The organism is Sulfuriferula thiophila, assembly GCF_003864975.1.
Taxonomy (GTDB): Bacteria; Pseudomonadota; Gammaproteobacteria; order Burkholderiales; family Sulfuriferulaceae; genus Sulfuriferula; species Sulfuriferula thiophila.
Window position 1 is genome coordinate 437,279 of the sequence record NZ_BHGL01000007.1, and the last position, 13,185, is coordinate 450,463.

Genomic DNA, 13,185 nt, shown 5'->3' on the forward strand with positions numbered 1-13,185 from the left:
AGGATTCAGAATATAAAAAATGACGCACTGGCAACAGCAGCGCCCAACACGATCCCAGCCAGCACATCCGTCGGGTAATGCAAACCAAGTATCAGCCGGGAAGCTGCCACCGCAAGCGTAAACGGCACCAGCAACCAGGCCAGTGACGGGTAGTAATAAATCGCTACCAGACTAAATGTCACGGCATGCAGCGTGTGCCCGGAAGGAAAGCTGAATCGATCCAGTGGCGCAGTAAGGCAATGTATATGCCCGAACTGCTGATGTGGACGCGGCCGCAATGTCTTATGCTTGAGCCATTTATAAATCAGCGTCGCCGTCAATCCGGCTGCAATCATATGCAGCACCACATAGAGCGCGGATTTTCCCATAAACAGATACATGGCGACCATCAGTGTATACCAGAACACGCCATCGCCCAGCCGGCTGATCAGCTGGAAAATTCGCACCACAGCCGGGTAACGCTCAACGCGATTAAAGCGCTGGGTTAACCCTGCTTCACACTCACCCATCCACTGCCAGCTCAATTTCTCCATGGCAATCTTCCTTATCGATAATGGCGTGCAATACCCGTTCAAAACGGTCGTGTATGCTATCCCACGAGATGGATAGCGCGGTTTGGTGGGCACGCCCACCTATCTGTTTGGCGCGGGCCGGCTCTCGTGCTAATTCCACTGCCGCCTCTATGTATTTTTTCGCATCATTGTAAGGTGCGACCATGCCGTTTTCGCCGTGACGAATTAGCGCCTCGGCAGCGGCATACTGATAGGCAACGACTGCCAGGCCACTCGCCATCGCCTCCGTCGTCACGTTACCAAATGTCTCGGTCAGGCTGGGGAACAGAAACACATCGCCTGCCGCATAATGGCGGGCCAAGTCTTCACCGCTGCGCATGCCGCAAAAAATCGCGTCGGGATTTTGCGCCTGCAAAGCAGCACGTTCCGGGCCGTCGCCCACAATCACCAGACGGCTGTTCGGATTAATCGCGTGCATCGCGGCATAAGCCTCAAACACCAGCGGCAGATTTTTTTCTGGCGCAATCCGACCGACATAAATCACCACCTGCGTATCCGGCTTGACACCCCAGCTTGCGCGCAAGGTTTCATCGCGGCGCACCGGAGTAAACATCATCGTATCCACACCGCGCGACACCACTTCCAGATTGCGGTAACCGTGCGTTTGCAATTCCTTACGCATGCCTTCGGTCGGCACCAGCGTCACACAGGCCTTGTTATGGAATTTACGCAAATACGCCAGAATAGGCCGGCGTAACCAGCCCGCTCCGTAATGCTTGCTGTAGCTATGAAAATTAGTATGAAAGTCAGTACTCACTGGCAGCCGCAGCTTGTGTGCCGCTGCCAATGCCGACCAGCCCAGCGGGCCTTCCGTTGCGATATGCACCAGATCAGGCCGCTTTAACTGCCAGAGCCGCACCAATGCAGCTTTGGCAGGCAAACCCATTTTCAGTCCGGCGTACCGCGGAATCGGCACACCCATCTTGAGCACTTCTTCCAGTTGCGCATTATGGGTCGCCTTATCAGCGACACCCTGCTTGGGCCGAATCAACTGCACCTGATGGCCGCGGCTTTGCAGATCGATCACCTGCCTGCCCAACGTCATCGCCACACCATTGATTTCGGGCGGATACGTCTCGGTCACCAGCGCAATGCGCAACGGTTGCGGACGTGGAATAAAAGTCTGGAGTAGAAGTTCATCATTCATGACGAATAGTTTGCAGATGTCACAAGTCAATTTCGTGAAATGTTTTTGAATGTTTGGTGACGATAGCACCACTGATTTTGCGGTAAACTGCTGGCATGTTGCCGTTGATAGCCCAAGTCGCACTGGATGTGCCTGTGCCGCGATTGTTTGATTATGTTGCACCTACACTCACCTCGGCGGATGTAGGTCGGCGCGTGTGCGTGCCGTTCGGGCGCAAGGAATTCATCGGCGTGGTTTTGAGTCTGAGCCGCGAGTCTGCGCACCCGCGCGACCAGCTCAAAACCATTACCGCCGTACTCGACGACACACCGCTGTTATCCGCCGAAATCCTCAAATTACTGCGGTTCTGCAGTGACTATTATCACTATCCGCTGGGCGCTACCGTGCTCGCGGCGTTACCCACCGCATTGCGCCGCGCACAAACCGCCACACTCAAAACCATAGACAGCTGGCAGCTCACCACCTCAGGCCAGACCGGGGGCGCAGATCTGCCGCAACGTGCACACGCTCAGCGCGCGCTATTCACCCTGTTACAGGATGGTGCGGCGCATACTGCCTCTGAATTGGCAACGGCATCTGCCGGATACCGCAGCACCATCAAGCATTGGCGGGAACTGGGCTGGGTTACGCAACTCAGCCAGCCTGCGCCGCTTAACGCCATACCCGTCAACGCGGATATTGCGCCCACACTCAATGCGGAACAGTTGCAGGCCACCAATCAAATCAGCGCAGCACTGGGCAAGTATCAACCGTTCCTGTTACACGGCGTCACCGGCAGCGGCAAGACTGAGGTTTATCTGCATCTGGTGCAGGCTGTACTCGCACAGGGCGGGCAAGTCCTGATACTGGTACCGGAAATCAATCTGACCCCGCAGTTAACCGGCGTGTTTCGCGCACGCTTCCCGGCTGTCGAAATTGCCACACTGAATAGTGGCATGGCGGATGGTGAGCGCTTGCATCACTGGTTGGCAGCAGTGGACGGCCGGGCGCGTATCGTCCTCGGCACCCGACTGGCAGTATTCGCGCCCATGCCGGCCTTGGCGCTCATCATCATCGATGAAGAACACGACAGTTCGTTTTATCAGCAGGATGGCTTGCGTTATGCGGCTCGCGACGTCGCCATTATGCGCGCCCATCAACGCAGCTGCCCTATTGTGCTGGGCTCGGCCACGCCGGCGCTGGAGACCTGGCATAACGCGCAAAGTGGTCGTTATCAGCGCCTCAGCCTGACGCAGCGTGCGATTGCTGCTGCGACACTGCCGCAGGTGCGCATGATCGACCAGCGCACCCAGAAACTCACGGACGGCATCTCCCCCGCTTTGGCCACCGCCATCCAGCGCCGGCTGGATACCGGCCAGCAAAGCCTGATTTTCATCAACCGGCGCGGTTATGCGCCCACCCTGGTGTGCCGCGCCTGCGGCTGGGCCGCCGGCTGTCCGCGCTGCTCGACCCGGCTGGTGGTGCATTTGCGCGAGCGCCAATTGCGCTGCCATCATTGCGGCTATGCCGAGCGCGTACCGCATGCCTGTCCGGATTGCGGCAATCTCGACATCTCCCCCAGCGGACTGGGCACACAGCGCGTGGAAGAAGGCCTGCAAAAACAGTTCCCCACTGCGCGCGTGTTACGCATCGACCGCGACAGCACACGGCGCAAAGATAGCTGGCCAGAGATGCAGCAAAGCATACGGCGCGGCGAAGTCGATATTCTGGTCGGCACCCAGTTGCTGGCCAAAGGCCATGACTTCCCCAACCTCACCCTGGTCGGTGTTGTCGGTGCAGACAGCGCGTTATACAGCCCGGATTTTCGCGCCAGCGAGCGCATGTTCGCCCAGCTCATGCAGGTCAGCGGACGGGCCGGACGCGCGCAGCATCCTGGCGAAGTACTGATCCAGACAGAGTTCGTCGATCACCCGTTATACCTGGCCTTGCAGCAGCACGATTACATCGGCTATGCCCGCACCCTGCTCAACGAACGCCGCTCTGCCGGCTTTCCGCCATTCATCCATCAGGCGGTACTGCGCGCGGAAGCGCCGCAACTCGTTGAAGCCATCGCCTTCCTCAATCTGGCCAAAGCCCACGCACCGGTAACCTCCGCCGTTACAGTATTCGACCCTACACCGGCGACGATGGCGCGCAAAGCCAATGTCGAGCGCGCGCTGCTCTTGGTGCAATCCACCAATCGACGCACACTGCAACAGTTTTTGGGCATGTGGATGGAGGATATCTATACGCTGCGGGCCAGCAAGTTGCGCTGGCATCTGGATGTGGACCCGCTGGAAATTTAGCCGGTTTTGTTGATTAACCACTAGCCAGCTATAATGACGCATCTTTTTAATAGGTTGCGTCATGTTGACTTCGTATATAGACATCAAATCCCATCTGACAGCGCTGTTTACGCAAGCAGTGAATCAAGTAGCGGCGGAAACAACGGACATCGCGATTGAAATGGAACGACCGCGCGATGCGGCACATGGCGATTATGCCTGTAGCGTGGCCATGAAACTGGCGAAAGCATTGCGACGCAACCCGCGCGAATTAGCAGTGTTGATCCAGGCAGCGTTACCCGCATCGGATCTGGTGGAAAAAACCGAAATCGCAGGCGCCGGCTTTATTAACGTGTTCCTGCAGGCTAAAGCACACCAGCAAGTCGTACCGCATATTCTGCAACTCGGCGCGCAGTATGGTTGCAGCCAGCTGGGTGCAGGCAAAAAGGTGCAGGTCGAGTTCGTTTCTGCCAACCCTACCGGCCCGCTGCACGTAGGTCATGGTCGCGGCGCAGCCTATGGCGCGAGTCTGGCGAATGTACTGGCCGCCGCAGGCTATACCGTCGCGCGCGAGTATTATGTCAATGATGCCGGACGGCAAATGGACATCCTCGCCATCTCTACCTGGATACGCTATCTGGCGCTGTGCGGCGAAAGCGTGACTTTCCCGGCCAACGCCTATCAGGGTGATTACGTCACCGCCATGGCGCAAACCATATTTGAACTGCATGCGGACCGCTATCAACGCCCAGCGGCAAGTGTAATCGCGCAGGTACCTGATTTTGAAAAGGAACCCGACGCTCATCTGGACCGGCTGATTGCCAACGCCAAGGAGTTGCTCGGCGCAGACTATCATTACATACATGATTTCGTCCTCACCGAGCAGTTGGGCGATGGCCGCAACGACCTGCATGAATTCGGCGTTGAATTCGACGAATGGTTTTCCGAGCAGTCACTGTACGATTCCGGCGTGGTGCAGCGCACCATTGCCCAGATGGAAGAAAATGGCCACATCTACACCCAGAACGGCGCCAAATGGTTCCGTTCCACCCATTTCGGCGACGAAAAAGACCGTGTCGTGCTGCGCGAAAATGGCCAATACACTTATTTCGCCTCGGATATCGCCTACCACATCAACAAGCTGGAGCGTGGCTTTGACTGGATGATAGACGTATGGGGTGCCGATCACCACGGCTACATTCCGCGCGTCAAAGGCGCACTGCAGGCACTCAACCTCGACCCGGATAAACTCACCGTGGCACTGGTGCAATTTGCCGTACTGTACCGCGATGGCGTAAAAGCCTCCATGTCCACCCGCTCCGGCGAATACGTTACCTTGCGTGATTTGCGCCACGATGTCGGCAATGATGCAGCGCGCTTCTTTTATGTGCTGCGCAAGTCCGACCAGCATCTGGATTTCGATCTGGATCTGGCAAAATCACAAACTAGCGACAATCCGGTGTACTACATCCAATACGCCCACGCCCGCATCTGCAGCGTGCTGGCACAATGGGGTGGCGACACCGCAGCCTTGGCTGACATGGATTGCAGCGTGCTGACCAGTCGTTACGAACTGGATCTGCTGCAATGCCTGGCAGAATATCCGGGCGTGATCGAAATGGCAGCACGCGATCTGGCACCCCACGTAATTGCGTACGCACTGAAAGACACTGCGGCTGCCCTGCATACCTATTACAATGCCGAACAGTTTCTGGTAGAAGATACAACCATACGCCATGCGCGCCTGGCGTTGATTACAGCAACTCGCGAAGTTCTCCGTAGCGGCTTAACTCTGCTGGGCGTTTCCAGCCCGGCGCAAATGTAGGAGATCAGTATGGCACGCGATTATAAATCTCGTCCGTCCGAGAAGAAAAAAGGCAGTTCCGTCTGGCCAGGGATCATGATTGGCCTGCTGGTAGGATTGCTGGCCGCAGCAGCTATCGCCATCTGGGTAGGCCGTAGCAATCCGTTTGCAGAGCGGGAAGCGGGCAGCGACAAGCCGGCAGCAGAACACGGCAAAACCGACAAAACCAATAAGCAGATAGTCGATCCGCTGGCCAAGGCGACTGCCGACGCTGACAAGCCGCGTTTCGATTTCTATAAAATACTGCCGGGTAAGGAAACCGCGGCCACCGACCAGGGCGTCAAACAGGATCAACCAGCCAAACCAGAGGAGCAATATTTCCTGCAAGCGGGTGCGTTCCCCAACCCTGAAGACGCGGACAATCTCAAAGCGCGCCTGGCATTAATGGGATTTGAAGCAGCTATCCAGACGGTGGACATCCCGGGCAAAGGCACATGGCACCGTGTCCGCCTCGGCCCTTACAAGATCGACGAGGCTAACAAAACCCGCGACAGCCTGGCACAAAACAAAATTGATGCCAGCCTGGTTAAAATCAAGAACCAAAACGACGGCACGCAATCAAAATCCAATTAACACCAGGAGAGATCAACAATGATACGTATGCGTAATGTAGTCATGGCTTGCAGCATGTTGCTGGCAACCTTGTTACCGATGACAGCCGCTCATGCGGCGCTGACAGAAGGTTTTGATTATCAAATACTCAGCCCGGAGATGGGTACGGATAGCGGCAAAAAAATCGAAGTCGCCGAATTCTTCTGGTATCGCTGCCCGCATTGCTACCATCTTGAACCCGGGCTCAACGCCTGGTTGAAGAAGGCACCTAAAGACGTCGCCATACGCCGCATACCGGCTGTATTGAATGACTCGTGGGCGCAACTGGCCAAGGCTTATTACAGCATGGAAGCATTGGGCGTTGTCAATAAATATCACGACGCCTTATTCAATGCGATTCATGTAGACGGACTGGACGTCAGCAAGGACGCCGTATTATTCGACTGGGCAGCCAAAGTCGGCATGAACCGCCAGGCCTTCATCGCGGCTTATCAGTCATTTGCCGTGCAAAGCAAGGTGTTACGTGCCAACCAACTGACCCGCGACTCCAAAATCGCCGGCGTGCCGTCTTTTATCGTCGATGGCAAATATGTAACCTCTGAAACCATGACCGGCAGCGAAGAAGCCTTATTCAAAACGCTGGATGCGCTCATCATCAAAGCGCGCAAAGAACATCAACACAAAACCAGATAAACCGTTGCCATTACGCGTCTTCATTACCGGCGCATCAAGCGGGCTAGGCGCAGCGCTAGCCCGCCATTATGCCGCGCAAGGCGCTATTCTTGGCCTGGCGGCACGCCGCCAGGAGCAGCTGGTCGCACTGTGCGCCACACTGCCCGATGCGCAACCCTACCCGCTGGATGTGTGTGATAGTGCGGCCATGCAGGTGGCAGCAGCGGATTTCATTGCCCGCGCAGGCGTACCGGATGTGGTGATTGCCGCAGCCGGCATCAGCGTCGGCACCCTGACTGAATATGCCGACGATCTGGCAGTCTTCCAGGCGGTAATGAATACCAATGTGCTTGGCACGGTAACCACCTTTCAACCCTTCCTCCTGCCTATGCGTACTGCGGGATCAGGCGCACTGGTGGGGATAGGCAGTGTCGCCGGCATACGCGGCTTGCCGGGTGGCAGCGCCTACTCCGCTTCAAAATCTGCATTAATCACTTATCTGGAGTCGCTACGCGTCGAACTCAACGGCAGCGGCGTACAAGTCACCACTATCAATCCCGGCTACATCACCACCCCGATGACCGCAGTCAACCCGTACCGCATGCCGTTCATTATGAGCGCCGAGCAGGCTGCCGCCAAAATCGCCCGCATTATCGGCAAACGCCGCACGTATGCAACTATCCCCTGGCAAATGGCCATTGTCGCAAAATTACTGCGCGCACTGCCGCGCCCCTTGTATGATCGCCTGTTCGCACGCGCACCCCGTAAGCCCCGGCAATTGCCACTGTGACACGCTGCTGAACTTTGCCTCAAAGCATCTCGCCCAACCTCGATTTCTAGGTTAAACTGTTGAAATAAAATCACTATAAGAGACCTTTGCACGATGTAGCGAGCGCAGTTCAGATGAGGCGGAAATAAGCGAAAAAGCGGAGTGTACAACTAGTACATGAGCATTTTGAGCTGATTTTCAACGAAATATGAACAAGCGCAGTAATCGTGCAAAGGTCTCTATAAAAACATTTGTTAGGAATCGCCATGAACATTGCCATAGTATTGATTGATGACCACCCGCTCACCCGGCTAGGCACTGCGCGACTCATCGAGCATACAGAAGGACTGCAGGTAATCGAGCAATGTGCAGACATAGCCGCAGTTCGTGCATGGCTAAGTCGTGGCGGTCGTGCTGATATTGCACTACTGGATCGCAGCTTGCCGGATGGCGATGGCCTGAGTTTAATCGCCGAGCTGAAACATGCCGGCATCCGCACCATCATGTTTACCAGCGCCAGCTCCGATGAAGATATCAGCGAAGCGATCACTAACGGGGTTGATGGCTACCTGCTCAAAACCACTGAGCCCGACCAACTGGTGCATGCCATCCAGTCTGTCGCACAAGGTAATAGCATGTTGCCGACTCACATCATGCAAAAGCTGGCACGCGGCGAATTGAAACAGGACGTGTTCAACACCTTGTCGCCTCGCGAACGTGAAATTGTTGAACTGGTGGCGCAAGGATTACCCAACAAAACCATTAGCGTGCGTTTGAACCTGTCGGAAAATACCGTGCGTAATCACCTGTCCAACATCATGGACAAACTGGGCATGAAAAACCGCGTGCAAGTTGCGACCATGGCATTAAAGCATGCCAAGTAAGCCACTCGCTTAAACCAAATCAAACTTAAGTCGCGCTTGCACCCTGCGCCAACAAAAACTGCTTGAACGCCTGCGCTACTGCCGACAACCGCTTGTCGCGGCGATGCACGACAAACCAGTGCCGGCGTATAGGAAAATCCACCACATCCAGTACCGCGACACGCCCTGCCTGCAATTCCAATGACACGGTATGCAGCGACACCACTGCCAGCCCCATGCCCGCCTGTACCGCTTGTTTGATTGCCTCATTGGTATTCATCACCAGACCAGTACGAGTCAATACGCCATGACGCTGAAAAAAACGTTCGGACGCGCTGCGCGTACCCGAACCTTCTTCTCGCACGATCAAAGCCTCCTCAGCCAGCCGCTCTACTGGTATTTGCGCTACGCCCACCAGCACATGATTAGGCGCGGCAATAACCACTAGCGGATTTTCCATAAATGATTCGGCCACCAGATCATGCCCATCCGGAGGTTGCCCCATAACCACCAAATCCAGCGCATTTTGTTCGAGTTGATTCAACAGGTCAGCACGATTAGTCACATTCAGCTGCACCGCCACTTGCGGATGCGCCTGACAAAAGTGCGCCAGCAATTGTGTAGCGAAATAATTCGCCGTCGAGGCCACGGCAATTTTCAGCTCACCGCGATCCAGGCCTTTCATCTGCTCAAAAACCGCTTCTGCTTCACGCAATTGCTCGGCGATAGTTTTGCTGTAATGGAACATCTCCCGCCCGGCCTCGGTCATGAAAATCTTCTTACCCAATTGCTCGAACAGCGGCAGACCGATACTCTCCTCCAGCAGCTTGACCTGCATGGACACTGCCGGTTGCGATAAATGCAGTTCACGCGCGGCACGTGAATAACTCAAATGGCGCGCAACCGCTTCAAACACCTGCAACTGCCGTAAAGTAAGATGAAGCATAGCGGGCCAATGTATAAGTTAATAGTGATGATAGGCGACGATTGTATAACACCCTGCATGACAACAGGGTGCATGACGGTTAACGCTGAGGTAAAAACTTCTGGGATAAGGCGTGATATAACGGCGTAGGTGAAATCAGCTTGGAAACCCCGCTGGCCACAACCGAGGCAGCCATCAGCGGCAATAACATGTGATGACTATCCGTCATCTCCATCATAATGATAAATGCTGTTACCGGCGCTCTGGTCACCCCGGAGAGATAAGCTGCCATGGTCAACAGCACAATAGCACTGTGCGGCGCATACGATGCTGGCAACAACGCCGCCAGATTATCGCCAACGCCCGCCCCCACCGCTAATGACGGTGCAAATATTCCGCCGGGAATACCGCTCATTGAAGACAGTAATGTCGCCAGCAATTTTGCGATGCCAAAGTACCAGGGCAAATCCCCGCTATCTTCGAGCAGAGCCTTGGTAGGCTGATAGCCAGTGCCAAACACCAGATGATCTGTAGCCAAACCGAGCAGAGCCACGCCCAGACCACACAATGCCGCAAAAACAAATGGACGACGACTGATGAATCCCGCCAGACGGGAAGTCGTGTCAAATGACACCCTGATCAACATACGACTGAATGTACCGCCCGCCACACCCCCGACCAAGCCGCAAATCAGTATGGTCGACATGCCCGAGTCCCACTCCAGATTTGCAGCAGATGAGCCGAAATACGTATAGTTGCCCAACAGCGCCAGTGGAATCAATCCGGAAACAATGACAGTCACCAGCGCAGAACTATTCGCGTTAAAAATGTGATTTTTACTCAACTCTTCTATCGCGAACATAATGCCGGCCAGTGGCGTATTGAACGCGGCTGCAATCCCGGCAGCACCGCCTGCCAACAACAATATCCGACGTTGATCGGCACCCTGAAACGGGCCGCGACCATAAAACATATGCATAATGGATGCACCAATCTGCACAGTAGGGCCCTCCCTGCCAATTGATGCCCCTACTGCCAATCCACCTATGGTCAGCATTATCTTGCCTATCATGATCCGTATCGACAGCAAATGACTGGTTTTCTTATCATCAGCGTCACTGATTGCTGCAATTGTTTGCGGTATACCACTGCCCTGCGCGCCAGGGAAATAGCGACGGCTGACATACGCCAACAACACAAAACCAAGAGGCAGAATAATTACGGGAGCGAAAAAGAAAGACTGAAACAGGAGGGAATTGAGTTTATTGGCATAGTCACTGGCTGTAGCCAGGATTACCGCAACCAGGCCTATCATTAGCGGCCCCAGTATCCATGCCGAACCACGGTGCCACATGTCTACAGATTTTTCTGCAAAATCTTGCACATCAGGCTCGTTGGTCACAACTTTTGCTGCTGATGAATCGGACATGTCCACAGGGTAAATCGTGCAGTAATTAATCAAGGTCGTAAGCAACTATACCCAAGTAAGCAACGACTGTCACACGCCCGTCACCTTATTTTGTTAAAAACTCAATATAACTAACGCATTGGATCAAAGCATGAACATCTTAATGGTTTCAGACGTGTATTTCCCCCGGGTCAATGGCGTATCAACCTCGATCATGACTTTACGTCGCGAACTGAAAGCGCTGGGGCATAAGGTCACGCTGGTAGCCCCAGCCTATGACATGGGCGAGCCGGCAGAAGAGGACATTGTGCGCATCAGCGGACGTCCGGTGTTAATGGATCCGGAAGATCGCCTGATGTCGACAAGCAAATTAAAAGCGCTACCCCAGCTACTCGCGCAAGAGTCTTTTGATCTGGTGCATATCCACACCCCGTTCCTCGCGCATTACACCGGCCTGAGTCTGGGCAAGGCCTTCAATATCCCGTGCGTTGAAACCTACCACACCTTCTTCGAAGAGTACCTTTACCATTACGTCCCTTTCCTGCCTAAGCCCCTGATGCGCTACGTAGCCCGTCACTTTTCCCGCCGCCAGTGCGCGCAGGTCGATGGCCTGGTATTACCTTCCATTGCGATGGATGAAGCGCTGACCCGCTACGGCGTACAGGCTTTCAGCAAAATCATCCCGACCGGCATAGAACTATCCGACTTCAGTCACTGTGACCCAGTCGGTTTCCGCCAAAAATACGGCATCGCCCCGGACCGCCCAGTGGTGGTGTATGTCGGCCGCGTCGCATTTGAAAAGAACATCGAGTTTCTCTTGCTCATGCTTGCCCAGCTACGCCACACTCTGCCCGATGTGTTACTGATCATCGCTGGCGAAGGGCCGGCCGAAGGCAAATTAAGGAAAACCGTAGAAGGCCTGAACCTCGCTACTAACGTGCTGTTTGTCGGCTATCTGGAACGCTCGACTGAATTGCCTGCGTGCTACTGCGCTGGCAATGCCTTTGTCTTCGCCTCCCGCACCGAAACACAGGGTCTGGTACTGCTGGAAGCCATGGCCTTAGGCGTGCCCGTTGTGTCCACAGCAGTGATGGGCACCCGCGACATTCTGGCTGCCGGTCGTGGCTGCCGTGTCGCCGAAGACAACCCGGTCGCCTTCGCTGCCACCTTACGCGAAGTACTCACCGACCACGAACTGCGCGCCCGTCTGAGTGCGGAAGCACGCCAGCATGCACTGGACTGGAGCGCCCCGAAAATGGCCCAGCAAATGCTGGCATTTTACGGACTGGCACAACAAGAATTCATGCGTAGCACTCAACTAGCAGAAGCGTAGCCAGAGACACCGCGACCAACAGACATGGCTGAATTTATACGACATAAAGTTGCGACATAGCTTTTCTTTTAACCTTGCACAGTTGCAGCTGATCACCCTAGATGGGTAAATTCATCTGCATAGCCCCCCCCTCAATACCACCAAAGATTGGAGGGGGGAGGCGCAGCCTATGGCGATTGCGCCGAGTCAGCGTACAATTACACTCATTTAGTGCTAATTCACGGAATCTCGCATGGCCTTACCTGACCGCACCCAGCAAGTCATCCAGACTTATGCTGCCTTTATCCACGGCGTCGCCACGGCGTGCGCCCAACCGCAACTGCTGCCACAACTGCAACCCATGCTGGCACAAGCCGAACAGCAAGGCTGGAACAAGCTGGTCGCAGCGCTGCGCCTGATTATCGCGGGCAGGCGCGACAGCGGCATTTACGCCGAACTGGATGATGATGAGCGCATTATCGTCGAAGCTATTTTACGCGGCATCCAGAACCCGGCCACACTGCCTGATCCGAATCAGGCCGCCGATCCCAATGCGGCTGCCCCCGGTCTGGCAGCCATGATTCAGGCATCATCCGGCGGCGATGCAGCAGCGTTATCGGCACTGGCCAATATGGCCGAGCAGATGGTCAAAGCAGGCGGAGACATGGCAAAACTCGGTGGCGGTTTGCGCCGGCTGGTGAATGGCGAACGCGATGTCAATCTGCTTACCCGTGGCATGAGCAGCAAAGGCCGGGATTTGATGGAAAAACTGGTCGCAGAGCTGAGCAAAAGCTGACCACAAAAAACGGGGCTGGCGGACTCTCGTCCGCCAGCCCC

Annotated in this window: 12 protein-coding genes; 8 read left to right on the forward strand and 4 right to left on the reverse strand. The window is 55.2% G+C overall.

Annotated features, from left to right (window positions below; translation table 11 throughout):
• Positions 1-5 precede the first annotated feature (5 nt).
• Positions 6-533 carry a phosphatase PAP2 family protein gene (locus EJE49_RS06885; protein WP_124949664.1) on the reverse strand — a complete coding sequence of 176 codons (528 nt, stop codon included), beginning with the start codon at positions 531-533 and terminating at the stop codon, positions 6-8.
• Positions 502-1,719 carry a glycosyltransferase family 4 protein gene (locus tag EJE49_RS06890; protein WP_124949665.1) on the reverse strand — a complete coding sequence of 406 codons (1,218 nt, stop codon included), beginning with the start codon at positions 1,717-1,719 and terminating at the stop codon, positions 502-504. Before EJE49_RS06890 ends, EJE49_RS06885 begins: the two co-directional genes overlap by 32 nt.
• A 95-nt stretch (positions 1,720-1,814) precedes the next feature.
• Between EJE49_RS06890 and EJE49_RS06895 the strand changes: the two genes are divergently transcribed.
• The 6 genes from EJE49_RS06895 to EJE49_RS06920 all read left to right on the forward strand — a co-directional run bounded on the left by EJE49_RS06895 (position 1,815) and on the right by EJE49_RS06920 (position 8,724).
• Positions 1,815-4,004, forward strand: a complete 2,190-nt coding sequence (locus EJE49_RS06895; protein ID WP_124949666.1) for a primosomal protein N' — start codon at positions 1,815-1,817, stop codon at positions 4,002-4,004.
• Between the two features lie 61 nt (positions 4,005-4,065).
• Positions 4,066-5,808, forward strand: coding sequence for an arginine--tRNA ligase (argS, locus tag EJE49_RS06900; RefSeq protein WP_124949667.1), 1,743 nt, complete (start codon positions 4,066-4,068; stop codon positions 5,806-5,808).
• 9 nt (positions 5,809-5,817) lie between these two features.
• Positions 5,818-6,420 (forward strand): SPOR domain-containing protein, encoded by a 603-nt coding sequence (locus EJE49_RS06905; protein WP_124949668.1) that lies wholly within the window; start codon positions 5,818-5,820, stop codon positions 6,418-6,420.
• 18 nt (positions 6,421-6,438) lie between these two features.
• The gene (locus EJE49_RS06910; RefSeq protein ID WP_124949669.1) at positions 6,439-7,092 is read left to right on the forward strand and encodes a thiol:disulfide interchange protein DsbA/DsbL; all 654 of its coding nucleotides are present in this window, start codon (positions 6,439-6,441) and stop codon (positions 7,090-7,092) included.
• The gene (locus EJE49_RS06915; protein WP_124949670.1) at positions 7,043-7,861 is read left to right on the forward strand and encodes an SDR family oxidoreductase; all 819 of its coding nucleotides are present in this window, start codon (positions 7,043-7,045) and stop codon (positions 7,859-7,861) included. Before EJE49_RS06910 ends, EJE49_RS06915 begins: the two co-directional genes overlap by 50 nt.
• Before the next feature lie 245 nt (positions 7,862-8,106).
• Positions 8,107-8,724 (forward strand): LuxR C-terminal-related transcriptional regulator, encoded by a 618-nt coding sequence (locus EJE49_RS06920; RefSeq protein WP_223246780.1) that lies wholly within the window; start codon positions 8,107-8,109, stop codon positions 8,722-8,724.
• 25 nt (positions 8,725-8,749) lie between these two features.
• Here EJE49_RS06920 and EJE49_RS06925 read toward each other — a convergent pair whose 3' ends face one another.
• Both EJE49_RS06925 and EJE49_RS06930 read right to left on the reverse strand, forming a co-directional pair.
• On the reverse strand, positions 8,750-9,649 hold the full coding sequence (locus EJE49_RS06925) for a LysR family transcriptional regulator (protein WP_124949671.1): 900 nt from the start codon (positions 9,647-9,649) through the stop codon (positions 8,750-8,752).
• Between the two features lie 79 nt (positions 9,650-9,728).
• On the reverse strand, positions 9,729-11,030 hold the full coding sequence (locus tag EJE49_RS06930) for a chloride channel protein (RefSeq protein ID WP_223246781.1): 1,302 nt from the start codon (positions 11,028-11,030) through the stop codon (positions 9,729-9,731).
• A 157-nt stretch (positions 11,031-11,187) separates the two neighbouring features.
• Here EJE49_RS06930 and EJE49_RS06935 point away from each other — a divergent pair, with 157 nt between their 5' ends.
• Together EJE49_RS06935 and EJE49_RS06940 are read left to right on the forward strand one after the other, a co-directional pair.
• Entirely contained in the window at positions 11,188-12,369 is a 1,182-nt protein-coding gene (locus tag EJE49_RS06935) for a glycosyltransferase (protein ID WP_124949673.1), read from the forward strand.
• A 232-nt stretch (positions 12,370-12,601) separates the two neighbouring features.
• Positions 12,602-13,144 (forward strand): hypothetical protein, encoded by a 543-nt coding sequence (locus tag EJE49_RS06940; protein ID WP_124949674.1) that lies wholly within the window; start codon positions 12,602-12,604, stop codon positions 13,142-13,144.
• The last annotated feature ends 41 nt before the right edge of the window (positions 13,145-13,185 follow it).